This window comes from Streptomyces sp. TM32 (assembly GCF_004122755.1).
In the GTDB taxonomy this organism is placed as follows: domain Bacteria; phylum Actinomycetota; class Actinomycetes; order Streptomycetales; family Streptomycetaceae; genus Streptomyces; species Streptomyces sioyaensis.
Genome location: NZ_SDIG01000049.1, coordinates 12139 through 36326, shown reverse-complemented (window position 1 = coordinate 36326; position 24188 = coordinate 12139). Strand labels below are relative to the sequence as shown.

Below are 24188 nucleotides of genomic sequence, written 5' to 3'. Positions count from 1 at the left end.
GGTCCACGCCGTCCAGCGCGCGCACGCCCGGGAACGACTTCGTCACCCACCCCCCACCACACCAAGCAAGCCAGCCCAGGAAGAGAGGTGCAGCGCATGACCGGCGTCAATGACGACGTACCGGGCGGCCGCGAACTGCTGCGCGTGGAGGGGGTGACGAAGTCGTTCCCGGGCGTGCGCGCGCTGGACGGCGTGGACCTGACCCTGCGCGCCGGTGAAGTACACGTCCTGCTCGGCGAGAACGGCGCGGGCAAGAGCACCCTCATCAAGATGCTCTCCGGCGCCCACCGCCCCGACGCGGGCCGCATCCTCGCGGCCGGTCGGCACGACGGCGAGCAGTCCCCCGGCCAAGGCAGAGGACAGGCCACCGGGCAGGCCCCCGGCCAAGGCAGCGGGCGGGCCACCGGTCAGGACGGCACGCACGAAGGTCTGCACGGCGGTCTCCATGACGGCCTGCACGAGGTGCACATCCGTTCCGCGCAGGACGCCGAGCGGCTCGGCATCGCCACCATCTACCAGGAGTTCAACCTCGTCCCGGGGATGACCGTCGCCGAGAACATCTTCCTGGGCCGCCAGCCGCGCACCCGGCTCGGGCTGGTCGACAGGAAGGCGATGCGGGCGCGCGCCGCCGAGCTGCTGCGCCGCGTACGGCTGGACGTGTCCCCGGACACCCCGGTCCGCGAACTGGGCATCGCCCGCCTCCAGATGGTCGAGATCGCCAAGGCGCTCAGCCTGGACGCCCGTGTTCTGATCATGGACGAGCCGACCGCGGTGCTGACCTCCGAAGAGGTCGAGACCCTCTTCGAGATCGTCCGTGAGCTGCGCGACGCCGGCGTCGGCATCATCTTCATCACCCACCACCTGGAGGAGATCGGCGCCCTCGGCGACCGGGTCACGGTCCTGCGCGACGGCCGCTCGGTGCGGGAGGTGCCGGCCGCCACCGACCAGGACGAGCTGATCCGGCTGATGGTGGGCCGGGACATCGCCGAGCAGTACCCGAGGCAGCGCCCGGACGCACCCGGCGCGCCCTTGCTCCGCGTCCGCGGGCTGACCCGGCACGGCGCCGCGGCCGGGCCGGTCTTCGAAGGCATCGACTTCGAGGTGCGGGCCGGTGAAGTCGTGGGCCTGGCCGGGCTGGTCGGCGCGGGGCGCACCGAGGTCGTACGGGCGATCTTCGGCGTGGACCGCTACGACGCCGGTACGGTCGAGATCGACGGCAAGGAGCTGGCCCGCGGCGATGTACGTGCCGCGATGCGCGCCGGGCTCGGCCTCGTACCGGAGGACCGCAAGGGCCAGGGCCTGGTCCTCGACGCGTCGCTCCAGGACAACCTCACCCTCGCCCGGCTCGACCGCGACACCCGCGGCGGGCTGGTGGACCGGGGCGCCCAGCGGCGCGAAGCGGCCGCCGTCGCCGAGCGGTTGCGGGTCCGGATGAGCGGTCTGGGGCAGCACGCGCGCACCCTCTCCGGCGGCAACCAGCAGAAGATCGTCATCGGCAAATGGCTGCTGACGGACGCCAGGCTGCTGATCCTCGACGAACCGACCCGCGGCATCGACGTCGGCGCGAAGGTCGAGATCTACCAGCTCATCAACGAACTGACGGCGTCCGGGCGGGCGGTGTTGATGATCTCCAGCGATCTGCCCGAGGTGCTCGGCATGAGCGACCGGGTGCTGGTGATGTCACAGGGCCGGCTGGCCGGTGAGCTGCCGGTCGAAGCGGCCACGCAGGACGCCGTGATGGAGCTGGCGCTCCAGGCGCCGGATCACCCGAGCACGAAGCACCACGACGAGAGCGCGATGGAGGGCTCCGATGTCCACTGAGGTGAAGACAGGAGCCGCCGCCGAGGCGGTGGTACGGGCACCGGACCGGGACGGCCTGGCGGCGTGGCTGAGCCGGGCGGTCCTCAGGAACGGCCCGCTCGGCGGTCTGATCGCGCTGGTCGTGGTGATGGCCGTGCTGTCCAGGGACTTCCTCAACGGTCAGAACCTGCTCAATGTCGGCGTCCAGGCGTCGGTCACCGCGATCCTCGCGTTCGGCGTCACCTTCGTGATCGTCTCGGCCGGTATCGATCTGTCCGTCGGTTCGGTCGCCGCGCTCTCCGCGACGGTGGTGGCCTGGGCGGCCACCGGTGAGGGCCTGCCGGTCTGGACGGCCGTGCTCCTCGGCCTGGTGGTCGGTGCGGCCTCGGGTCTGGTCTCCGGGGCGCTGGTCGCCTACGGCAAACTGCCCGCCTTCATCGCCACGTTGGCGATGCTCTCGGTCGGGCGGGGCCTGGCCCTGGTCATCTCCGGAGGTTCGCCGATCGCCTTCCCCGATACGGTCGCCGCGCTCGGTGACACGCTCGGCGGGTGGCTGCCGGTGCCGGTCCTCGTCATGATCGTGATGGGACTGGTCGCCGCACTGATCCTGGCCCGTACGTACTCCGGCCGTGCGATGTTTGCGATCGGCGGCAACGAGGAGGCGGCCCGGCTCTCCGGTATCAACGTCAAGCGCCGCAAGCTCGTGATCTACGCGCTGTCCGGCCTGTTCGCGGCGGTCGCCGGCATCGTGCTCGCGGCCCGGCTCACCTCGGCCCAGCCGCAGGCCGCCACCGGCTATGAGCTGGACGCCATCGCCGCCGTGGTGATCGGCGGGGCCAGCCTCTCCGGCGGCTCCGGCAAGGCTTCCGGCACGCTGATCGGCGCCCTGATCCTGGCCGTCCTGCGCAACGGACTCAATCTGCTGAGCGTCTCGGCGTTCTGGCAGCAGGTGGCCACCGGGCTGGTCATCGCGCTGGCGGTGCTCCTGGACACGCTGCGCCGCCGGAGCGCGCGATGACGGCGGGGCGGACGGTAGCCCGGATGGCGCGGAGGACGGCGCGGAGGACGGCGACCCGGTTGAGTTCCCGGACGGATGCTCGGCCCACGGCTCGTATGGATGCCTTGCCCACGTCCCGTACGGGCGCCCGGCCCAAGGCCCGTACCACGGCGGCGCGGAGGACGGTGTCGCTGGTGGCCGCGCTGGCCGCGGCCGCCGCCCTGGCCCTGACCGGCTGCGACCGCGGGGGCAACACCGACCTGGGGCTGGCACTGTCCACGATGAACAACCCCTTCTTCGTCGGCATCAAGAAGGGCGCGCAGGCCGAGGCGGACGCCCGCGGTCTGCACCTCAACATCACCGACGCCCAGAACGACCCCACCCAGCAGATCAACCAGATGGAGACGTTCACCAGCCAGAACGTCAAGGCGGCCATCATCAACCCGGTCGACTCCGACGCCGCCGTCCCGGCCGTCGGCGTCGCCAACCGGGCGAAGGTGCCGGTGATTTCCATCGACCGCGGTGTCAACGGCGGCACGGTCGGCTCGACCATCGCCTCCGACAACGTCGCGGGCGGCCGGCTCGCCGCGAAGACGCTGGCCGACTCGCTCGGCGGCAAGGGAAAGGTGGCCTTCCTGGAGGGCCAGGCCGGTACCTCCGCCGCCCGGGAGCGCGGCCAGGGCTTCGAGGAAGGCATCAAGAAGTACCCCGGCATCCAGGTCGTCGCCCGGCAGCCCGCGGACTTCGACCGCACCAAGGGCATGGACGTGATGTCCAACATGCTCCAGGCGCACCACGACATCGGCGGGGTGTTCGCCGCCAACGACGAGATGGCACTGGGCGCGTCCAAGGCGCTGGGCGGCCGCTCCGGCAAGGACGTCAAGGTGGTGGCGTTCGACGGCACTCCGGACGGCGTCAAGGCGGTCCGCGGCGGCACGCTGACCGCGACCGTCGCCCAGCAGCCCGAACTCCTCGGCAAACAGGCCGTGGACTGGGCGCTGAAGGCCGCCCGCGGTGAGAAGCTGCCGCGGTCGGTCAGGGTGCCGGTGGTGCTGGTGACGGGGAAGAACGCCGCGACGTTCGGCGGCTGAGCGCGCGGCCCGGCGGCCGGCCACGCCGACAACGACAGAGGCGGGCCGCCGCCAACGACGAAGGAGAAGAAGTGGGAGAGCGGTGCATGTATGACGTCCTGGTGGTCGGCTCGGCCAACGCGGACCTGACGGTACGGGTCGAGCGGCGGCCCGGCACGGGCGAGACCGTGCTCGGTACGGACCTGGTCGAATCGGCCGGCGGGAAGGGCGCCAACCAAGCGGCCGCCGCGGCCCGGATCGGCGGGCGCACCGCACTGCTGGCGCGGGTCGGCGGCGATGCCTTCGGCGAGATGCTGCTGGCCGCGCAGCGCGCGGCGGGCACCGATGTCGCCCCGGTCATCGTGGACGACGTGGCCCGCAGCGGCACCGCGATGATCATCGTCGACCCGGACGGCGACAACAGCATCGTGGTCTCGCCCGGCGCCAATGCCGCCCTCTCCCCTCAGGACGTGGCCGCCGCGCAGGACACCATCGCCGCCGCCTCGGTGGTCTCCCTCCAGCTGGAGATTCCCATGGAGTCGGTACGGGCCGCTGCCGCGGCCGCGGAGCGGGCCGGCACCCGCGTCGTCCTCAACCCCTCTCCGGCACCCGAGGCGGCCCTGGCCCCCGAACTCCTGGCGGTCGCCGACCCGTTGGTGGTCAACGAGCACGAGGCGCGGCAGCTGTCCGGGCGCGCCGACGGCAGCCCCGCCGAGTGGGCGCGGGCGCTCCGTGAGCAGGGCGCCCGCTCCGTCGTGGTCACCCTCGGCGGCGACGGTGCGCTGGTCCTGGACGCCTCGGGCAGTGAAGACATCCCGGGGGTGCGGGTCAAGGCGGTGGACACCACCGGCGCCGGCGACGCCTTCACCGGCGCCCTCGCCACCCGCCTGGCCCGCGGTGACGCCCTGCCCGAGGCGGCGCGCTTCGCCGTACGGGTCGGCGCCGCCGCCGTCACCAAGCCGGGCGCCCAGCCGTCCTATCCGACGCCGGCGGAGCTGGCGGAAGTGGCGGCGACGGCACCCGAGGAGCCGTCGCAGGGCTGACACCGGTGCGGAGCCGGCGGCCGTACCGGCGCCGCGGTGCCTTCCGCGCCGACGCTGCACCGGCCTTCGTGCGGGCGCCGTCGTGCGGGTGCCTTCGTGCCTCCGCCACGGGCCTGGGGCGGTCGGCCGGGACCCGTGGCCGTGGGCCTGGCCAGGGCCGGGGGCCGCAACGGGACCCGTCGGCCCGGCCGGACCTCACTCCCCGTCCGGCTCCAGCTCCTTCGTCCCGTACAGCGCATGGTCCGCGCCGGTCGCCAGTGCCCAGTAGCGGTCGCCGTAGGACCAGTGCCACCACTCCGTCGGGTAGTTGACCAGGCCCGCTGCGGTGAGGGCGGCGGTCAGTACCCGGCGGTGGGTGCGGGCGGAGGGGGACAGTCCCCGCGCGCCCGTGTAGCAGGCGCCGTCGCTCTCCTCGGGGGAGGCATTGATCGGTGTCCCCATGTCGACCTCGTCGCCGTCCGCGGTGACCAGGGTGAGATCCACCGCACCGCCCGCGCTGTGCGGGGCTGTCTCAGGGGGCGACACATACCGGCTCGCGTCCTGGTGGAGGCGCTGCGCCGGCCGTTCCGGGAAGGCGGCGCGCAGCTCCTCGGCGTACTCCTCGAAGTAGCGGCGCTGCAGTGCCGGGGGCCGGTAGCCCTCGACGATCTGCAGCCGCAGTCCGTCCGGCAGCAACTCCTGGGCCGCCAGCAGCCGTTGCAGCACTCCCTGGCGCAGGTGCGCGAAGTCTCCCCGGGCGTCGTGCCGGTCTTCGGCCACCGTCAGCGCGGGCGCCGCGGTCCGGAGGTCCACCAGCGGCTCGTCGCACTCCTTGACGGGTATCGCGGCGATGGCCGGGTCCGCCATCAGTGTGATGCGGTCGCGGGCATCGCTCAGCACCAGCTCCGCACCGTCGCCCTGGACCGGCCCGCTCCACTCCGCGGCCGACGCCACCCGTTCGCCGGTCGGCAGCCAGCCGCCGCTGAGGCCGCACGCCGGGCCGCAGCTGCCGATGCCGGTGCCGTTGGCCAGCAGCACCTGCAGTCCGCTGTCCCGGGCCAGCCCCGCGTACTGCTCCACGCGCCCCGCCGAGTCGTGGAAGGCGCTGGCGAGATACACCCCGCAGCCGTCCGCCGCGGCTCGCGCCGGCACCTCGGGGAAGCTGCTGTCCAGGCAGGTGGCGAGCGCGAACCGGATCCCGCCGAGCATGAAGCGGCCGTCCGCGCCGCCCGGTGTGAAGAGCTTGCGCTCCTCCCCGGACAGATGGCGCTTGTCATAGCGGGTGAGCAGCGCACCGTCCGGCCCCAGGACGAACGAGGAGATGGTCGGCCCGGCCGTACCTTCGCGGGCCCGGCCGGCCGCATTCACCACCGCCGCGATCCCGGCCGCCCGGCAGGCCTCGCGTACGGGCGCCAGCCGGGCATCGTCCTCGGTGACCGTCATCCCCACCGGATCGGCGGCCATCAGGCGCAGGTCGTAGTGCGTCAGGGCGAGTTCGGAGAACGCCACCAGACCGGCGCCGCGCTCGGCGGCCTCGCCGACGAGCGCGGCCATCCGTGCGGCATTGGCCTCGATGTCGCCCGGGACGGAGGGGAATTGTGCGGCAGCAATGATCATTCGCCCATGATGCCCCGCGACGGCGCGGAGCGGGCGCGCCTGTGGACAACCGGCCCGCCCGCCGCGCCGTGCTGGGACCGGCCGGCCCGTCCCCCGGGGCTACCGGCGTGCGGCCCCGGACGCCGCCACCGTCAGGATCGCCCGCACCTGCCCGGTGATCGCGAGCCGGTTGCGGACGAAGTCCTGGTCGGTGACCGGCCCGGACGGGTCCGTGTTGGCGGGGCCGAACTCCAGCACCGGGGTGTGCAGATGCCCGCCCGGCAGCGCCGGCCGCACCGCGTCCCGCAGCAGCGTCGCCCGGTAGGCGATCTCGTTGGACAGGTAGTCCCCGCCGCCGCCCGCACGGGCCGTGGATCCCGCGGTCGGCCCGTCCGGCCGCACCACGGGCGTGGTGCCGCCCGCCGGGATCTCCGTGACGGCGGTGTGGTCGACCACGGGGTAGGGGCCGGTGTCGGCCGCCACGATCCGTGCGTACGGCAGGCTGGTGCCCGTCCACTGCGGCTGCGGCCGTACGGTCGGCACCCCCGCCGGAATCGGCACGGTCCCGGTGCGCTCTGCCCGCGCATTGTCCGGATAGCCGCCCCGCCAGGCCCCGTTGGTCCGCTCGACGTCGAACCGGCCGGGCCGTCCCTGGCTGATGGTGGTGAACAGGTCGGCCTGCCGCGGCCCGCTGCGGAAGTGCGGCAGCAGGGTGCGTTCCACCGTGCCCTGCGCGAAGTCGGCCCAGCGCACAGGGAAGACCGCGGTCTCGATGCGGGCCGGTTCACCCGAGGCGGTCCGTACGGTGGTCCCGTCCAGGGCCAGCGCCGCCGCCCCCGACGGATTGCTCCGGCGGGCGTCGTCGTCCAGCTGGAAGGGGTCGAATCCGGTCACCACGATCCGCAGCACGTGCGGTCCGGCCGGCAGGTCGATCGAATCCTGTCCGCGCGAGCCCCGCTCCAGCGCGTCGAGGAGAGCGGCGCGTCGGGCCCCGGTCAGCGGGAAGCCCGGCCGCCACGCCCGTAGTTGGCTGGTCATGCCCAGCCGTGCCCAGTACAGCGGCCGGTCGTCGTCCCGGCTCAGATCGCCGCCGTCCGGCCCGCGCCCCTGGGCCCGGTCCACGGCGCGCCGCCACAGCGCCCGCCCCTCGTCCGCGACATAGTGCTTGGCCTCCGGGTACGTCGTCACCCGCGCCAGCCCGGCCGCGAACTCCCCGGCCCAGGCGTCGAATCCGCTGCGCCGCAGGATCTCCTGCGGCGCGGCCTGCGTCAGCCGGCCCTCCTCGACCGTGCTGTCCGGCGCGGTGGCGGCGTGGGCCGGTGCCGTCAGCGACAGCGGGACGGCGGCCAGCAGCGCGACTCCGAGCGCGCCCATCCTGGTACGTATGCGTCTCATGGGGGCGAGTAAAGCGCCGCCCGGGGCGGGGCGGTAGAGGCCCGCGGTGCCCGGCTGCGGAAGCGGCGCGACTCCGTCAGCCCCGCTCCGGCTCGCCACCAGCCCGATCGGGTGACTCAGAGCGGTGTTGGCGCGGGCGTCTCGGCCCTTGGGGAGCAGGCGGATAGGTTGAGCGGGATCCGGCCGCTCGAAGCGGTGCCGACGAGGCCGGATCTCCGGCCTTCGCAGTCCCGTCGCAGCAGGAGGTGAAACCACCGGCATGGACGTTCTCTTCCTCACGAGCGTGGCGGTGGTCGTCGCCGACCCGCCGCTGAGCCGCAAGCTGTTCATCGAGGCTCTTGGTCTCCCCCTGGAGGGGGAAGGCGAGGGCTACTACTCCAGCGGAAGCGTCCCCGGCAGCAAGCACTTCGGCCTGTGGCCGCTCTCGCAGGCAGCAGAGGCATGCTTCGGAACGGCTCAGTGGCCCGCGGACCGGGTGGTCCCGCAGGCATCGATCGAGTTCGAGGTGGCGAACGCGGAAGCCGTCACAGTCGCCGGCGCCGAGCTTCAGCGCGCGGGCTTCGAGCTGGTGCACCAGGCCCGCACCGAGCCGTGGGGCCAGACGGTGGCCAGACTTCTCACGGCGGAGGGGTTGATCGTCGGGATCTCCTACGCCCCCTCCTTGCACGATTCGCAGGACGACCAGCACCCGGGGTGAGCCCGGGCCGAGACCGGTGAAGGCGACGCAGCCGAGCCGCTAGCCACCGGGCCCGTCGGCCTCTTCCCCACCCGGCCCGTCAGCCTGCTCGCCACCCCGCCCGCCGGGGCCCTGTTCCCCACCCGCTCCGCCGCCCCGCTCCTCCCCGAGCCCGAGCAGCGCGAGGAAGTCCCGGAACGCGGCCGGCATGTCCACCTCCTGCGGATCCAGCAGCCATTGCAGCTGGAGGCCGTCCATCACGGCGACCAGCAGCGGCGCCGCCCGCTCGGGCGTCAGGCCGCCGGGCAGGGTGTCGCCGCACTCCGCCCGCAGCGCCTCGGCCAGTGCGGCGCGTACGAAGCGGAACCGGGATTCGAAGAAGGCGCGGGCGGGGTGGTCCTCGGTGACGCTGTCGGCGGACAGCACGGTGTACGTACGGACGATGCCGGGGCGGGTGGCGTTGTAGTCGACGAGCGCGGCCAGGGTGCCGGTGCGGCGGCTGCCGGACGCCGCGGCGGCCGAGGCCAGGTCCCAGCGGTCGCGCGCCTCCAGCACGCCGACCAGCAGCAGTTCCTTCGTCGGGAAGTGGTGCAGCAGCCCCTGCTGGGACAGCCCGGCGCGCTCGGCGACGGCGGCGAGCGAGGTGCGGCGGTAGCCGCGTTCCGCGATGAGCTCCATCGCCGCCTGCAGGATGGTCTCCCGCCGCTCCGCGCGACGGGCCTCCCGGCCGCCGCCACCGGCCCGTGTCGCGCCCGGTCCGCCGTCGCGGGATCCGCCCTGGTCTCGTGCAGTCACCGGCCGAGCGTATCCCTCGCGTGGAGATCCCGTACGGCTGATGTATCGGGAAAGTAACGGTCCTTACCGGGTGCCTGGTGACCGGGTCAGAATCCGGACAGGGGAACGCACGACCACCCAGGGAACACCGGAGAGCTGCATGACCGATGACCAGACCCACGGGCCCGCCGGTGTTGCCGCCGGCCTTTCCGCCCGTGACCGTGCACAGGACCACACCGCGGCGGTGGAGCGGGCGCTCGCTGCGCTCGACCTCGACACCAAGGTCCGGCTGCTGTCCGGCCAGGACATGTGGACGCTGCCGGCCGTCCCGGCGATCGGGCTGCGGTCGCTGGTGATGTCGGACGGCCCGGTCGGCGTGCGGGGCCAGGAGTGGAACGCCGGGGACCCCTCGGTGGCCCTGCCCGGCCCCACGGCGCTGGCCGCCACCTGGGACCCCGAACTCGCCCGCCGGGCCGGCCACCTCCTCGCGCAGGAGGCCCGCCGCAAGGGCGTGCACGTCCTCCTGGCGCCGACCGTCAATCTGCACCGCTCCCCGCTGGGCGGCCGCCACTTCGAGTGCTATTCGGAGGACCCGCTGCTCACCGGCGTGATCGGCGCCGGATACGTCCGCGGGGTGCAGGAGGGCGGCGTCGGCGCGACGGTCAAGCACTTCGTCGGCAACGACGCCGAGACCGACCGGCTCACCGTCGACAACCGGATCGCCCCGCGCCCGCTGCGCGAGCTCTACCTCGCGCCCTTCGAGCACCTCGTCGAAAACGCCCGCCCCTGGGCCGTGATGACCGCCTACAACCAGGTCAACGGCTCGACCATGACCGAGCACCGCGCGCTGGTGCAGGGCGTGCTGCGCGGCGAATGGGGCTTCGACGGCTGCAACGTCTCCGACTGGACGGCCGCCCGCGACACCGTGCGGGCCCTGCGCGGTGGCCTCGATGTGGCGATGCCCGGCCCCCGTACGGTCTACGGCGCGCCGTTGGCCGAGGTCGTCCGTGCGGGTGAGGTGGCGGAGTCGGAGGTGGACGACGCGGTGCGCCGGGTGCTGCTGCTCGCGGCTCGCACGGGGTGTCTGGACGGGGTGCCGGCCGCGGTGGACCCCTCCGCCCTCCCCCGGGGGATCGACGGCCGGGCGGTGGCCCGCGACCTCGCCCGGCGCGGCTGCGTCCTGCTGCGCAACGAGCCCGTGGGCGGGGGGCGGCGGGCGCTGCCGCTCGATGGTCCGGGCCTGCGCAGGGTCGCGGTCATCGGGGCGGCCGCGCGGGACGCCAGGGTGCTCGGCGGCGGGTCCGCGACCGTCTTCCCCGAGGCGGTGGTATCCCCATTGGAGGGGCTGCGTGCCGCGCTGCCCGACGGTGTCGAGGTCACCTTCGCGGCCGGCAGCGACGCGCGCACCCGGGTGCCGTCCGCCCGCGACGGCTTCACGCTCTGCGCCCGGTACCTTGCCGCCGACGGCCAACTCCTCGCCAAGACAGCGCAGTTGGACGGCACGGTGCAGGTCATGGGCCGCCTCCCGCGGGGCGTCACCCGGCAGAATCTGCACGCCGTCGAGCTGACCGGCAGCTACCTCCCGGAGTGCGGCGGCAGCCACACCTTCGCCGTCTCCGGCACCGGCGCACTGCGGCTGACCGTCGGCGGTTCGGTCCTCTTCGACGGCCGCTGCGCGCCGGAGGGCAACGACCCCTTCGAGGCGTTCCTGAACCCCGTCGAGCGGCGGGTGACGGCGGAGCTGACGGCGGGCGAGCGTACCGAGGTGACCCTGCGGTTCCTGCCGGACGGCCCGGAGTTGGGCGAGGGGCTGGACGGGCTGCGCTTCGCCCTCGGCCACCACCCGCCGCGGCCCGATGCGGACGAGCGGATCGAGGAGGCGGTCCGCGCCGCGGCCGACGCCGATGTCGCGATCGTCGTCGTCGCCACCACCGAAGAGGTCGAGTCCGAGGGCTTCGACCGCCGCGACCTGCGGCTGCCGGGCCGCCAGGACGAGCTGGTCAGCCGGGTCGCCGCCGCCAACCCGCACACCGTCGTGGTCGTCAACGCCGGCTCTCCGGTGGAGCTGCCGTGGCGCACGCAGGTCCCGGCCGTGCTGCTGAGCTGGTTCCCCGGCCAGGAGGCCGGCGCGGCGCTGGCCGATGTCCTGCTCGGCGCCCAGGAGCCGGGCGGCCGGCTCCCCACCACCTGGCCGGCCCGGCTGGCCGACGCCCCGGTCACCACCGTCACCCCGACGGACGGCCAACTTCTCTACTCCGAAGGGGTGTTCATCGGCTACCGCGCCTGGCAGCGCTCCGCCACCGCGCCCGCCTACCCCTTCGGGCACGGCCTGGGCTACACCGACTGGGAGTACGAGTCGCTGGACACGACCCCCGACTCGGTGCGGGTGCGGGTCCGCAACGTCGGTGACCGGCACGGGCGCGAGGTCATCCAGATCTATCTGGCGCCCACTGCGGACGCCGTCCCGGACGCTCCGGAGCGCCCGGACCGCTGGCTGGCCGGCTTCGCCGTCGTCGAGGCGGCCCCGGGCGAGAGCGCCGAGGCCGAGATCCCGCTGCCGGACCGGGCGTTCGAGGTCTGGAGGTCCGCTTCCGAAGGCTCGGCAGTGAGCGGAGGCGGAGCGCAGCGGAGCGAGGACGACGGCTGGCGCCGGGTCAAGGGCGTCTACCGCGTCGAGGCCGCGCACAGCGTCGAGGACCGCCGGCTGACGGCGGAGGTCACCGTCGGCTGACCGGCCCGGGAACGGGGGCACCGTGAGCCGGCGGTGCCCCCGCCGGCCCCTCATGAGGTCACCACCGACACATCACCGCCGCTCGTCCGCGCCGTCACCTTGTGCGCGGAGCGCCCGTCCGTCGGGACGGAGACCTTGCGGTCCCCGCCGCTGGTGGCGGCGTCGACCGCATAGGCACCCTTCGGGAGGCGGATGGTGACATCGCCTCCGCTGGTCCGGGCGGACACCTCGTCGGGCGCCGCGGCCAGTGCGAGGTCCACATCGCCGCCGCTGGTCCTCGCCCGCACGCTGCGGGCCGCGGAGTCCGTGACGGTGACGTCGCCGCCGCTGGTCTCCGCGACGATCCGGCCCCGGGTCCCCCGGACGGTGATGTCCCCGCCGCTGGTGTGCAGCTCGACCGAGGCGGTGCGCGGCAGCAGCACCCGGTATGCGACCTCGCACCGGCGCCCCATGCCGCACTCCGCGGCCTTCAGCGTCAGCCGGCCGTCCTTGACCGTGTGGGCGGGGTGCGGCTTGCGGTCGTTGTAGCGGTACTTCTCCGTCACCCGGACCGAGCCGCCGGCGTCGACCGGCACGATCTCGATGTTCCCGCCGTGCGTGGCCGCCGACAGCGCGCCGACCGTGCCCGGGACGGAGTACGTGCGCTGCGCCGTCTTCGTCGGGCCGTAGTCCGGCAGCGAGCAGCCCGCCACCACCAGCACGGCCAACGCCGCACCGGACAGGAGCAGATGAGGAGCGCGAAGGCGGGCCATGGTGATGGTTCTCCCTGGGCAGGCAATGGAACGGCACGGAGCGGACCGGACCGGACAGGACAGGAAAGCCGGTCACTGCTCATCGTTCCGTCACCGCCGCCCCGCCGCGTCCCCGCACAGGATGACCTACGCCCGCTACGCCCCTAAGGGGTTCCCGCAGCCCGTGGCCGCACCGAGAAGCGGTACACGGTCTGCGAGCAGTAGTGCTCGCCGGGCCGCAGCACCGTACCCGGGAAGTCCGGCCGGTTGGGGGAGTCCGGGAAGTGCTGGGTTTCCAGGGCGAGTCCGGCCCCTGGGCCGTAGGGGACGCCCGAGCTGCCTCTCAGGGATCCGTCGAGGTGGTCCGCGGTGTAGAGCTGGAGACCGGGCTCGGTGGTGGACAACTCCAGCACCCGGCCCGACCGTGGGTCGTGGAGCTCCGCGACCGGGCGCGGAGCCGGTGCGACCCCGCCGTCGAGCACGAAGTTGTGGTCGTAGCCGCCGCCCACCGCCCGCGCCGTCCGGAAGTCGAAGCGGGTCCCGGCGACGTCGGCGGGCGCGCCGGGCAGCGGAATGCCGGTGGCGTCGACGGGCGTGTACCGGGACGCCGCCAGCCGCAGCTCATGGCCGCAGGCGGAGCCGCTGCCGGCCCCGCCCAGGTGGAGATAGGTGTGGTTGGTGAGGTTGACGACGGTCGGGGCGTCGGTCCGGGCGCGCGAGACGACGTGCAGCGCCCCGTCGGGGGAGAGGGTGTAGGTCACCCGCACGTCCAGGGCGCCGGGAAAGCCCTCCTCGCCGTCCGGGCTGACCCGGTGCAGCTCCACGCCGCCGTCGGTCTCCCGGGCGCTCCACACCACCCGCGAGAAGTTGCGCGCCCCGCCGTGCAGGCTGTGCCGCCCGTCGTTCGCCGTCAGCCGGTGCGTCCGGCCGTCGAGCGGGAAGGACGCCCCGGCGATCCGGTTCGCGTACCGTCCGACCAGCGCGCCGAAGTACGACCCGCCGTGCGCGACGTACGAGGCCAGATCCGCGAAGCCCAGCGCCAGCTGCCCCCGTGTCCCGTCCCGGTCCGGGGCCTCCAGGGTCTGGACGATCCCGCCGTACGTCAGGACGCGGACCCGCAGCCCGCCTCGACCCGACTCCAGGGTCCAGCGCTCGACGGGTGTGCCGTCGTCCAGCACGCCGAACGCTTCCCTGCTGACCTGCGTCTTCATGCCGTCGAGCCTATGCCGCCGGGCGGCTGCCGATCCCCGCGGGCGCCCGGATCCCGGGTGCGGGCGCTACCGCCCCGACCGGGTGACCACCTTGAACGCCAGCTCCGCCAGCTCCTTCTGGCCGCGGGGGCCGGGGTGGAACCAGTCCCAGGTGCTCAACTCCCGCCCGGTGAAGCGGTAGTCGAAGACCGACCGGTCGAACCGGCACAGCGGATCCTTGCCGCAGACCTCCGCCAGCGCCGAGTTGTACGCCCGCACCCGGTCCTGCACGCTCGCCCGCCGGTCCTGGGCCGCCTGCGTCAGATCGTCCGGATCGCGCAGCATCGACCCGCACAGGCCCAGCTTCCACACCTGCTTGCCCAGCGGGTTCTTGCGCCCCTCGGACCACAGCCGCAGCAGGTCCGGCACCGCCGCGACATACACCTGGGTGTGCGGCAGGGCGCGCCGCAGCTGCCTCATGGACCGCGCGAAGTCGGCCCGGAAGGAAGCCTGCGGCGTCATCGCCGCCACGTCGTTCCGGCAGGCGTCATTGGCGCCGATCAGGACCGTGACCAGCTCGGGTCTGCGGCGGGTGGCCGAGGCGACCTGTTCCGGCAGGTCGCTCATCAGCGCACCGGTCCGGGCGAAGTTCCAGCTGTGGCCGGCGGGCTGTTCGACCAGCCGTCGGGCGAGGCTGTCGACCGCGGGGTCGGTGCCGGTGGCCCAGGAGACCCGGGGGCAGTCGGCGAGCACCGTACAGGCGTCGAAGCCGGCGGTGATCGAGTCGCCGAGCGCCGCGATCGAGCCGGGGTCGGTGCGCCAGACGGGCGCGGGCGGGCCGTGCCGCTTGCCCGACGCGCCGGAGTGTGTCGCGGAGTCGTCGCTACAGCCGGTGAGCGCGATCAGGAGAGCGGACGCGGCGGCGACGGTGCGTGAGGGGTACCGTCGGAAGCGGTGACGGCGGGCCCGGAAGGGCCGACTGAGGGGGCGAAAGGGCCGATTGATCTGCGTCATCCCCTGTCCCCTCCGGCGTGCGAGTGATATCTCTTCGGGTACCGACGGTACGTCACCACCCGACCGGAGCCGCGCGGTAGCTTTGCCCCGTGCCTTCCGGGCGGTGACCCAAAGTGGCAAGTGCAGTCGGCACAGACAAATTACATCACGTCATTTCCTGTCCCTTTTGCGGCAAATTCCGCCTAATGGTGTTTACTGTAGGTCACCAGCACGCTGGTGCCGAAGTGATCACTGGGGCAGAATGACCACTGTCCCGGCCGCAACCGGAACGGGCACGAGGCCGCTGGGGAAGGCGAACCTCGAACCGCACTGGAGGTCCCGGTGACGACCCGTGGAGTTCTGTACGTCCACTCCGCACCGCGCGCGCTGTGCCCGCATGTCGAATGGGCCGTGGCGGGCGTCCTCGGCGTGCGCGTCAATCTCGACTGGATCCGCCAGCCGGCGTCCCCGGGCACGTGGAGAGCCGAGTTCTCGTGGCAGGGCGAGGCCGGTACGGCCTCCAAGCTGGCCTCCGCGCTGCGCGGCTGGCATCTGCTGCGCTTCGAGGTGACCGCGGAACCCTGCGCCACCGCCGAGGGCGAGCGCTACAGCTCCACCCCCGACCTGGGCATCTTCCATGCCGTCACGGGCATCCACGGCGACATCCTCATCCCCGAGGACCGGCTGCGTGCCGCGGTCGCCCGCTCGGCGCGCGGCGAGACGGAGCTGGCCGCCGAGGTCGACAAGCTCCTCGGCAAGCCCTGGGACGACGAACTGGAGCCGTTCCGGTACGCGGGCGAGGGCGCCCCGGTCCGCTGGCTGCACCAGGTCGTCTAGGACGCGCCCGCCGGATCGTTCCCTCAATCGGGGCCGGTCCCCCTGGCGCGCCGCCCGGCTGCACCCGACACGCGACCACGGTTGCCTTGGAGTGCGCTCTACGTCCTAGCGTGCCGTCATGGCCGACAACAACGCTTCCGACACCCTCTCCGTCGCGGTGCTCGGCACCGGCATCATGGGCGCGGCGATGGCCCGCAACCTCGCCGGGGCCGGTCTGGACGTCCGCGCCTGGAACCGCACCCGCGCCAGGGCCGAGCCGCTGGCCGCCGACGGGGTCCGGGTCACCGGCACGCCCGCCGAGGCGGTGGACGGCGCCGACGTGGTCCTCACGATGCTGCTCGACGGGCCCGCTGTCCTCGACGCACTGCACCAGGCCGCCCCGGCCCTGCCGCCCGGCGCCCTGTGGCTCCAGATGAGCACGGTGGGGCCCGAAGGCCTCGCCCCGCTCGCCCGGTTCGCCGGTGCACACGGGCTGCGTTTCGTGGACGCCCCCGTGCTGGGCACCAAGGGCCCCGCGGAGAAGGGGGAATTGACGATCCTGGCGGCCGGTCCGCAGGACGTACGGGAGCGCGCCGAGGGCATCTTCGGCGTCGTCGGGAGCCGTACCCAGTGGGTCGGCGAGGACGCCGCCGACGGCGCCGCCAGCCGTCTCAAGCTCGTCGTCAACACCTGGGTGCTGACGGTCATCAGCGGTACGGGTGAGACTCTCGCCCTCGCGAAGGGGCTCGGGGTGGACCCGCGCGACTTCCTCGCGGCGATCGCCGGCGGGGCGCTCGACCTGCCGTATCTCCGGCTGAAATCCGAGCTGATCCTGACCGAGAACTACCCCGCGAGCTTCACCGTGTCCGCCGCCCGCAAGGACGCCCGGCTGATCACCGAGGCCGCGCAGGACGCCGGCGTCCACGTGGATCTGCTCGCGGGGGCCGCGGAGCGGTTCCGCCGCGCCGAGCGGCAGGGCCACGGCGACAAGGACGCGTCGGCGGCGTACTACGCCGGATTCGACGACTGAGACGACCGAGACGGCTGAGACTGCTAAGAGGGCTGAGACGGCAGCGGGCCCGCCCGGTGACATGTCACCGGGCGGGCCCGTTACGGGTGCTGAGGGTGCCTCAGATCGAGCGGAAGGCCAGGACCACGTTGTGGCCGCCGAAGCCGAACGAGTCGTTCAGGGCCGCGATCCGGCCCTCGGCCGGCAGCTTGCGGGGCTCGCCGCGGACGATGTCCGCGTCGGCCTCCGGGTCGAGCTGGTCGATGTTGATCGTCGGCGGGGCGATGCGGTTCTTGAGCGCGAGGACCGTGGCCACCGTCTCGATGCCGCCCGCGCCGCCCAGGAGGTGGCCGGTCATCGACTTCGTGCTGGTGATGGCCATGTGGTCGACGTCGTCACCGAACGCCTTGCGCAGCGCCCGGAGCTCGCCGACGTCACCGGCCGGCGTCGAGGTCGCGTGCGCGTTCACGTGCACGATCTCGGCGGGCTGGAGGTCGGTGTTGTCGAGGAGGTTCTGCAGCGCCGCCGCGATGCCGTTGCCGGACGGCTCGGGCTGCGTGATGTGGTGCGCGTCGGCCGAGATGCCCTGGCCGACGGCCTCCGCGTAGACGCGCGCGCCGCGGGCCTTGGCGTGTTCCTCGGACTCCAGGATGACCACGCCGGCGCCCTCGCCGAGCACGAAGCCGTTGCGGTCGACGTCCCAGGGACGCGAGGCGCCCTGCGGGTCGTCGTTGTTCTTGGACATCGCCATCATGTTGCCGAAGGCCACGATCGGCAGCGGGTGGATGGCGGCCTCCGTGCCACCCGCGACGACGACGTCGGCGCGGCCGGAGCGGATCATCTCGATCGCGTAGCCGATGGCCTCGGCGCCCGACGCGCACGCCGAGACCGGCGTGTGCACACCGGCGCGGGCGTTGAACTCGATGCCGACGTTCGCGGACGGCGAGTTCGGCATCAGCATCGGCACGGTGTGCGGGGAGACGCGGCGTACGCCCTTCTCCTTGAGCACGTCGTACTGGTCGAGCAGGGTCGTCACACCGCCGATGCCGGAGGCGATGACGGCGCCCAGACGGTCGGGGTTGATCGACGTGTCCTCGCCCGCCTTGGCGGTGAAGCCCGCGTCCTTCCAGGCCTCCTGGGCCGCGATCAGCGCAAACTGCGCCGAGCGGTCCAGCTTCCGGGCCTGCGGACGCGGAATGATCTCGGACGGTTCAACGGCGATCTGGCCGGCGATACGAACCGGCAGGTCGGTGGCCCAGTCCTGTTCGAGGGTGCTGATGCCGGAGCGTCCGGCGAGCAGGGCCTCCCAGGTCGAAGCGCTGTCGCCACCCAGCGGTGTGGTTGCGCCGATACCGGTGACGACCACGGTGCGATTGGTCGCGTTCACGGGAATTCTTACTCCACGGGTAGAGGGGTCTGAATCGACGGCGCCACCGCGGGGTGGCGACATGCGCGGGAGCTCGATCAGCTCTGGTGCTTGAGGATGTAGTCGGTCGCGTCGCCGACCGTCTTGAGGTTCTTGACGTCGTCGTCCGGGATCTTCACGTCGAAGCGCTCTTCGGCGGCGACGACGACCTCGACCATGGACAGCGAGTCGACGTCCAGGTCGTCGGTGAAGGACTTGTCCACCTGGACGTCCTCGGTGGGGATCCCGGCGATCTCGTTCACGATCTCGGCGAGACCGGCAACGATCTCTTCCTGAGTGGCGGCCATGATGGCGCTCCTTCGGTCATTTTATGGGGAAACTGCGTTACTTGCGGTGAAGATCCGAGCGGCGGCCGGTACATCCGAGGACATCCGGCGTTGCGCAGATCTTGCCTAGGGGAGGGTAACGACCGTAGCGGCGTAGACGAGACCCGCCCCGAAGCCGATGACCAGCGCGGTGTCGCCGCTCTTGGCCTGACCGGTCGCCAGCAGCCGCTCCATGGCGAGCGGGATGGAGGCGGCCGAGGTGTTGCCGGTGGTCTCCACGTCGCGGGCGACCGTGACGCTCTCCGGCAGCTTCAGAGTCTTCACCATCGAGTCGATGATCCGCATGTTGGCCTGGTGCGGAATGAAGACGTCCAAGTCGTCCGGGCTGACTCCGGCCGCGTCCAGCGCCTGCTGGGCGACCTTCGCCATCTCGAACACCGCCCAGCGGAAGACCGCCTGGCCCTCCTGGGTGATGGCGGGGTAGCGGATCTCCTCCGGGGCCGGGCGGCCCTCGGGGGCGTCCCCTCCGGGGACCGGGGTGGTGCGGTAGACGTCCCAGCCGAGCGTCTGCTTGATGGTCTCGGCCTTGTCGCCCTCCGAGCCCCAGACCGTCGGGCCGATCGCCGGCTCCTTGGCCGGGCCGACGATCACCGCGCCGGCGCCGTCGCCGAAGAGGAAGGCCGTCGCACGGTCCTCCAGATCGGTCAGGTCCGAGAGCCGCTCGACGCCGATGACCAGGACGTACTCCGCCGAGCCCTCGGTCACCAGGCCCTTGGCCAGGGTCAGTCCGTAGCCGAAGCCCGCACAGCCCGCCGAGATGTCGAACGCGGCCGGCTTGCCGGCACCGATGCGGTGCGCGATCTCGGTCGCGATCGCCGGGGTCTGCTTGAAGTGCGAGACCGTGGAGACGATCACGGCGCCGATCTGCTCGGGCGTGATGCCGGCGTCGGCGATGGCCTTGCCGGACGCCTCGACCGACATCTGCGCCACGGTCTCCTCGGGGCCCGCCCAGTGGCGGGTCGCGATACCGGACCGCGAGCGGATCCACTCGTCGGACGACTCGATGTGCTTGAGGATCTCCTCGTTGGGCACGACACGGGTCGGGCGGTAGCCGCCCACACCCATGATCCGCGCGTACGGGGTGCCCTGTGAGGGCTTGATCTTCGAGGTCATGCGCTTCGGACTCCTATTCGGCCGGTGCGGAGCCCGCCGCGGCTGCGGCTGACGTCGTTTCGGCGATCAGCGTGCGGGCCGCGTCGAGGTCGTCGGGCGTCTTGAGAGCGAGGGTCCGCACGCCGGGCAGTGCGCGCTTGGCCAGGCCGGTGAGGGTGCCACCGGGAGCCGCTTCGATGAGCGCGGTCACGCCGAGCTCCTTGAAGGTCTCCATGCACTGGTCCCAGCGCACGGGGTTGGCCACCTGGCCCACCAGCCGTCGCACCAGCTCCTGGCCGGAGGAGACCGGCTGCCCGTCCTTGTTGGAGACGTAACGGGTCTGCGGATCGGCGACCGCCAGCTGGGCGGTCGCGGTTTCCAGGGCCGAGACGGCAGGTGCCATGTGGTGAGTATGGAACGCGCCGGCCACCTTCAGCGGTACGACCCGGCGAGTGCCCTCCGGCTTGTTCTCGACCAGCGCGGCGATCTGCTCGGCGGTGCCCGCGGCCACGATCTGGCCCGCGCCGTTCACGTTGGCCGGGGTCAGGCCCAGCTGCTCCAGATGCGGGAGGACGACGGCCTCGTCGCCGCCGAGCAGCGCGGCCATGCCGGTCTCGGTGACGGCGGCGGCCTCGGCCATCGCCTGGCCGCGGCGGCGCACCAGCGTCATCGCGGCCTCGTCGGAGATGGCGTTCGCCAGCGCGGCGGCGGCCAGTTCACCGACGCTGTGGCCGGCCACCGCGCCGACCTGCGTGGTGACGGCGTCGGCCGTCGCGAAGAGCTGCCGGGCGGAGAGCAGGGCGGAGGCCACCAGCAGCGGCTGCGCCACCGCGGTGTCGCGGATCTCCTCCTCGTCCGCCTTCGTGCCGTAGTGGACCAGGTCCAGGTCGATGGCGTCCGACCAGGCACGGAGCCGGTCCTCGACACCGGGGAGGTCGAGCCAGGGGGTCAGGAAGCCGGGCGTCTGAGCGCCTTGGCCGGGAGCGACGAGTACGAGCACCCTCACACTCTCTCTTGTGGGTGGTTCCGCCCGCCCGTGGGGACAGGGACCAAGAACCATCGGGGTAATTGTTGGTGTCCGACAAAAGTCTAGGGTTGCGCCTCACCGTCAGCCAGGCGCCCCAGAATCAGCGCGATACGGAGGGTGAACGCCGACCGCACATCGGAGGGTGACCAGCCGGTGACGTCGGTCACACGTCGAAGCCGATACCGCACGGTGTTGGGGTGCACGAAGAGCATCCGGGCCGCGCCCTCCAGACTGCTCGCCTGCTCCAGATAGACGCTCAGCGTCTCCAGCAGCGCCGACCCCGCTTCCTCCAGCGGTCTGTAGATCTCCTCCACCAGCTGCTCGCGCGCCACCGGGTCCGAGGCCATCGCGCGCTCCGGCAGCAGATCGTCCGCGAGCACCGGCCGCGGGGCGTCCGGCCAGGCGGCACACGCCCGCAAACCGGCCGCCGCGGCCTGGGCCGAGCGGGTTGCGGCCAGCAGATCGGAGACCACCGGACCGGCCACCACGGGGCCGGTGGCATACGGACCGATCAGTGCCTTCGCGGCCTTCAGCGGATTGTCCGAGCCGCCCGCGATCACTACCAGACGGGAGCCCAGGACCCCGGTCAGCACCTGGAGCTTGGCGTGCCGCGCGGCCCGCCGGATCGCCTCCACGGTCAGTTCGCTGTCCCCGTCCGGGGCGGTGCCCAGCACCACACACACGTGCTCGGGGGAGTTCCAGCCCAGCGCCGCCGCGCGCGAGACGGCGCCCTCGTCGGCCTCGCCCGACAGCACCGCGTTGACCACCAGCGACTCCAGCCGGGCGTCCCAGGCGCCGCGGGCCTCGGCGGCCTGGGCGTAGACCTGGGCGGTGGCGAAGGCGATCTCCCGGGCGTAGACCAGCAGCGCCTCGCGCAGTACGGACTCATCGCCCGGCGCCGCGACCTCGTCGATCGCGGACTCCATGACCTCGATGGTGGTGCGGACCATCTCCACGGTCTGCCGCAGCGTGATCGCCCGGGTCAGCTCGCGCGGCGCGGTGCCGAAGACGTCGGTGCTGATCGCCTGCGGGGTCTCCGGATGCCGGAACCATTCGGTGAACGCGGCGATACCGGCCTGGGCCACCAGGCCGATCCAGGAGCGGTTCTCCGGGGGCATCGCGCGGTACCACGGCAGGGTGGCGTCCATGCGGGCGATGGCGGCGGCCGCCAGTTTGCCGGACGAATTCTCCAGACGCCTAAGGGTCGCCGAGTGCGGGTGCGCGTCGCGCGATGCGGGTTCAGACACGGGACAAGCCTGCACTATCGGGGCGGAGAGGTGCGGGGGCGGGGCTACGGTGGGCCCATGATTCAGGTGCGTAGGGCCGAGGAACGCTACCGCGGCGGCGAGCCGGAGGCGGGGACCGAGTCACGGCACGCGTTCTCCTTCGGCCCCCATTTCGACCCGGACAATCTGCGCTTCGGGGCACTGATCGCCTGTAACGAGGAGCGGCTGGCCGCGGGCGCCGGCTTCGACGAGCACCCGCACCGCGACACGGAGATCGTGACCTGGGTGGTGGAAGGTGAGCTGACCCACCGTGACTCGGCCGGCCACGAGACCACGGTACGCCCGGGCGATCTCCAGCGGCTCAGCTCGGCCGGCGGCGTGCGGCATGTGGAGCGCAACGACGGCGCCGGGCCGTTGTGCTTCGTCCAGATGTGGCTGGCGCCGCTCGCATTCGGCGGCGAGCCCGCGTACGAGGTGGTGCGCGGCATCGCCGACGGCACCCCGTACGCGGTGCCGCAGGCCGGTGCGCTGCTGCACCTGCGCCGCCTCGCCGACGGTGAGCGCACCGCGGTCCCGGATGCCGCACGGGCCTATGTGCATGTGGTGCGCGGCGCCGTACGGCTCGGCGCGGAGCACCTGACGGCCGGTGACGCGGCGCGGATCACCGACGGTGTGGGGCTGGAGCTGCAGGGGCTGGCGGCCGCGGAGTGCCTGGTGTGGGAGATGGGGGCGGAGCCGGAGTACGTGTGAGACCGCGGCGGGCCCGGTGGCGTCCGGGCCCGTGCGCACGTCAGGCCGGCCGCGCCAGCTCGGCCAGCACCGCGTCGGTCAGCTGCGGCCAGGCCTCCATCGCCCAGGGCCCGAAGGCTCGGTCGGTCAGCGCGATGCAGGCGGCGCGGGTGTCGGGGTCCACCCACAGGAACGTCCCGGACTGCCCGAAGTGCCCGAACGTGCGCGAGGAGGACGTGGCGCCCGTCCAGTGCGGCGACTTGCCGTCGCGGATCTCGAAGCCCAGACCCCAGTCGTTGGGCCTGTGGTGGCCGAAGCCCGGCAGCACACCCGGCAGACCGGGGAAGGCCACCTGGGTCGCCGCCGTGAGCGTCTCCCGGGCGAGCAGCCGCGGTGCCTGTAGCTCGGCGGCGAAGTGGATCAGGTCGGCGACCGTGGAGACGGCGTCCTTGGCGGGCGAGCCGGGCAGGTCCGTCGAGGTCATGCCGAGCGGTGCGAGCACCGCCTCGTGCAGATACTGCGGGAAGGGGATGTCGGTCGCCTTGGCGAGGTGATCGCCCAGGGCCTCGAAGCCGGCGTTGGAGTAGAGCCTGCGGGTACCCGGCTCGGCCATCGTGCGCGGCTCGTCGAAGGCCAGCCCCGAGGTGTGGGCGAGGAGATGACGCACCGTGGATCCCGGGGGTCCGGCCGGCTCGTCCAGCTCGACCGCGCCCTCCTCGACGGCCAGCAGCGCGGCGTACGCGGCCAGTGGCTTGGTCACGGACGCCAGCGGGAAACGCCGCTCCAGGGGGCCGTACGCTCCGGCCACCGAGCCGTCGGCTCGTACGACGGCGGCAGCGGCGGTGGGCACCGGCCAGTTCTCGATCATCCGCAGGCTCTGCATGCCCACGAGCCTAGGGGGTGGCGGCAAACGCCCGTCGTCCGCCACCGAACCGGCCCGCGCCGTCCCAAATCCCGGTCAAGATCGCGCTTGCTTGGAGTGCGCTCGAACTCTCTAGCGTTGGAGACGTCGAGAGGCGCCCGGCGAAAACGCCGGGAGACATCCGGCGATCAGGGGAGACGGGGCATGACGGTCATGCAGGGCGAAACGGCCACGAGCGGGGCGGCCACGGCCGGCCTGCGGCCCGCGACGGAGCGCGGCTGCGGCACCACGCCCCCGCACCCACGGCCCACCGGCCACGACCGGTACACGATCAGCGAGGTGGCGGCGCACACCGGTCTGACCGCACACACCCTGCGCTGGTACGAGCGGATCGGCCTGATGCCGCACGTGGACCGCACCCACACCGGGCAGCGGCGCTTCAGCAACCGCGACCTGGACTGGCTGAACCTGGTGGCCAGGCTGCGGCTGACCGGTATGCCGGTGGCGGACATGGTCCGTTACGCCGAACTGGTGCGGGCCGGCAGCGGCACCTTCGCCGAGCGGGAGCGGCTGCTGACCGCGCACCGCGAGGACGTGCGCCAACGGATCGCCGAGCTGCACAGCACGCTGGACGTACTCGACTACAAGATCGAAATCTATGCCGACGCCCGGCGGGCGTCCGAGAGGTACTGAGGTCCGT

General features: G+C 72.9%; 20 protein-coding genes and 1 pseudogene. 9 read left to right on the top strand and 12 right to left on the bottom strand.

Features of this window, described 5'->3' with window-relative positions:
* The first annotated feature begins 96 nt into the window (after nucleotides 1–96).
* The 3 genes and pseudogenes from EST92_RS14190 (at nucleotide 97) to EST92_RS14175 (ending at nucleotide 4910) form a co-directional block, all read left to right on the top strand.
* On the top strand, nucleotides 97–1821 hold the full coding sequence (locus EST92_RS14190; protein ID WP_129281292.1) for a sugar ABC transporter ATP-binding protein: 1725 nt from the start codon (nucleotides 97–99) through the stop codon (nucleotides 1819–1821).
* Between the two features lie 28 nt (nucleotides 1822–1849).
* Nucleotides 1850–3888 (top strand): annotated as a pseudogene (locus tag EST92_RS32180) (substrate-binding domain-containing protein).
* 86 nt (nucleotides 3889–3974) lie between these two features.
* Nucleotides 3975–4910, top strand: coding sequence for a ribokinase (locus EST92_RS14175; protein ID WP_129281290.1), 936 nt, complete (start codon nucleotides 3975–3977; stop codon nucleotides 4908–4910).
* Between the two features lie 195 nt (nucleotides 4911–5105).
* Here the strand turns inward: EST92_RS14175 and EST92_RS32715 are convergent, their stop codons facing one another.
* On the bottom strand, nucleotides 5106–6506 hold the full coding sequence (locus EST92_RS32715) for a nitrilase-related carbon-nitrogen hydrolase (protein WP_129281289.1): 1401 nt from the start codon (nucleotides 6504–6506) through the stop codon (nucleotides 5106–5108).
* A gap of 99 nt (nucleotides 6507–6605) precedes the next feature.
* A complete protein-coding gene (locus EST92_RS14165) occupies nucleotides 6606–7880 on the bottom strand; it encodes a pyroglutamyl peptidase (protein ID WP_129281288.1) in 1275 nt (424 codons plus the stop codon).
* Between the two features lie 259 nt (nucleotides 7881–8139).
* Between EST92_RS14165 and EST92_RS14160 the strand changes: the two genes are divergently transcribed.
* Nucleotides 8140–8577 (top strand): glyoxalase, encoded by a 438-nt coding sequence (locus EST92_RS14160; RefSeq protein WP_129281287.1) that lies wholly within the window; start codon nucleotides 8140–8142, stop codon nucleotides 8575–8577.
* 39 nt (nucleotides 8578–8616) lie between these two features.
* Here EST92_RS14160 and EST92_RS14155 read toward each other — a convergent pair whose 3' ends face one another.
* A complete protein-coding gene (locus EST92_RS14155; RefSeq protein ID WP_129281286.1) occupies nucleotides 8617–9351 on the bottom strand; it encodes a TetR/AcrR family transcriptional regulator in 735 nt (244 codons plus the stop codon).
* Nucleotides 9352–9490: 139 nt separating this feature from the next.
* Between EST92_RS14155 and EST92_RS14150 the strand changes: the two genes are divergently transcribed.
* On the top strand, nucleotides 9491–12061 hold the full coding sequence (locus EST92_RS14150) for a glycoside hydrolase family 3 protein (RefSeq protein WP_129281285.1): 2571 nt from the start codon (nucleotides 9491–9493) through the stop codon (nucleotides 12059–12061).
* 50 nt (nucleotides 12062–12111) lie between these two features.
* On the opposite strand, the gene EST92_RS14145 is transcribed toward EST92_RS14150, so the two are convergent.
* The 3 genes from EST92_RS14145 to EST92_RS14135 form a co-directional block, all read right to left on the bottom strand.
* The gene (locus EST92_RS14145; RefSeq protein ID WP_129281284.1) at nucleotides 12112–12813 is read right to left on the bottom strand and encodes a DUF4097 family beta strand repeat-containing protein; all 702 of its coding nucleotides are present in this window, start codon (nucleotides 12811–12813) and stop codon (nucleotides 12112–12114) included.
* Between the two features lie 143 nt (nucleotides 12814–12956).
* Entirely contained in the window at nucleotides 12957–14003 is a 1047-nt protein-coding gene (locus EST92_RS14140; protein WP_129281283.1) for an aldose epimerase family protein, read from the bottom strand.
* A 66-nt stretch (nucleotides 14004–14069) separates the two neighbouring features.
* On the bottom strand, nucleotides 14070–14996 hold the full coding sequence (locus EST92_RS14135; protein ID WP_129281282.1) for an SGNH/GDSL hydrolase family protein: 927 nt from the start codon (nucleotides 14994–14996) through the stop codon (nucleotides 14070–14072).
* 321 nt (nucleotides 14997–15317) lie between these two features.
* Here EST92_RS14135 and EST92_RS14130 point away from each other — a divergent pair, with 321 nt between their 5' ends.
* Together EST92_RS14130 and EST92_RS14125 are read left to right on the top strand one after the other, a co-directional pair.
* Nucleotides 15318–15812, top strand: a complete 495-nt coding sequence (locus EST92_RS14130; RefSeq protein ID WP_093483003.1) for a DUF3145 domain-containing protein — start codon at nucleotides 15318–15320, stop codon at nucleotides 15810–15812.
* 118 nt (nucleotides 15813–15930) lie between these two features.
* Entirely contained in the window at nucleotides 15931–16821 is an 891-nt protein-coding gene (locus tag EST92_RS14125; RefSeq protein ID WP_129281281.1) for an NAD(P)-dependent oxidoreductase, read from the top strand.
* A 100-nt stretch (nucleotides 16822–16921) separates the two neighbouring features.
* Here EST92_RS14125 and fabF read toward each other — a convergent pair whose 3' ends face one another.
* The 5 genes from fabF to EST92_RS14100 form a co-directional block, all read right to left on the bottom strand.
* A complete protein-coding gene (gene fabF, locus EST92_RS14120; RefSeq protein ID WP_129281280.1) occupies nucleotides 16922–18187 on the bottom strand; it encodes a beta-ketoacyl-ACP synthase II in 1266 nt (421 codons plus the stop codon).
* A gap of 77 nt (nucleotides 18188–18264) precedes the next feature.
* Nucleotides 18265–18513, bottom strand: a complete 249-nt coding sequence (locus tag EST92_RS14115; RefSeq protein ID WP_006605825.1) for an acyl carrier protein — start codon at nucleotides 18511–18513, stop codon at nucleotides 18265–18267.
* A 105-nt stretch (nucleotides 18514–18618) separates the two neighbouring features.
* Nucleotides 18619–19665, bottom strand: a complete 1047-nt coding sequence (locus tag EST92_RS14110) for a ketoacyl-ACP synthase III (protein ID WP_129281279.1) — start codon at nucleotides 19663–19665, stop codon at nucleotides 18619–18621.
* 13 nt (nucleotides 19666–19678) lie between these two features.
* Nucleotides 19679–20644, bottom strand: a complete 966-nt coding sequence (locus EST92_RS14105) for an ACP S-malonyltransferase (protein WP_129281278.1) — start codon at nucleotides 20642–20644, stop codon at nucleotides 19679–19681.
* 89 nt (nucleotides 20645–20733) lie between these two features.
* Complete coding sequence (locus EST92_RS14100; protein ID WP_129250041.1) at nucleotides 20734–21918, bottom strand: helix-turn-helix domain-containing protein; 1185 nt, start codon at nucleotides 21916–21918, stop codon at nucleotides 20734–20736.
* 57 nt (nucleotides 21919–21975) lie between these two features.
* Here EST92_RS14100 and EST92_RS14095 point away from each other — a divergent pair, with 57 nt between their 5' ends.
* A complete protein-coding gene (locus tag EST92_RS14095; RefSeq protein ID WP_174244016.1) occupies nucleotides 21976–22647 on the top strand; it encodes a pirin family protein in 672 nt (223 codons plus the stop codon).
* Between the two features lie 40 nt (nucleotides 22648–22687).
* Here the strand turns inward: EST92_RS14095 and EST92_RS14090 are convergent, their stop codons facing one another.
* Nucleotides 22688–23509 carry a serine hydrolase domain-containing protein gene (locus EST92_RS14090; RefSeq protein WP_129281276.1) on the bottom strand — a complete coding sequence of 274 codons (822 nt, stop codon included), beginning with the start codon at nucleotides 23507–23509 and terminating at the stop codon, nucleotides 22688–22690.
* A gap of 183 nt (nucleotides 23510–23692) precedes the next feature.
* Here EST92_RS14090 and EST92_RS14085 point away from each other — a divergent pair, with 183 nt between their 5' ends.
* Entirely contained in the window at nucleotides 23693–24181 is a 489-nt protein-coding gene (locus EST92_RS14085) for a MerR family transcriptional regulator (protein ID WP_129281275.1), read from the top strand.
* Nucleotides 24182–24188: the final 7 nt, after the last annotated feature.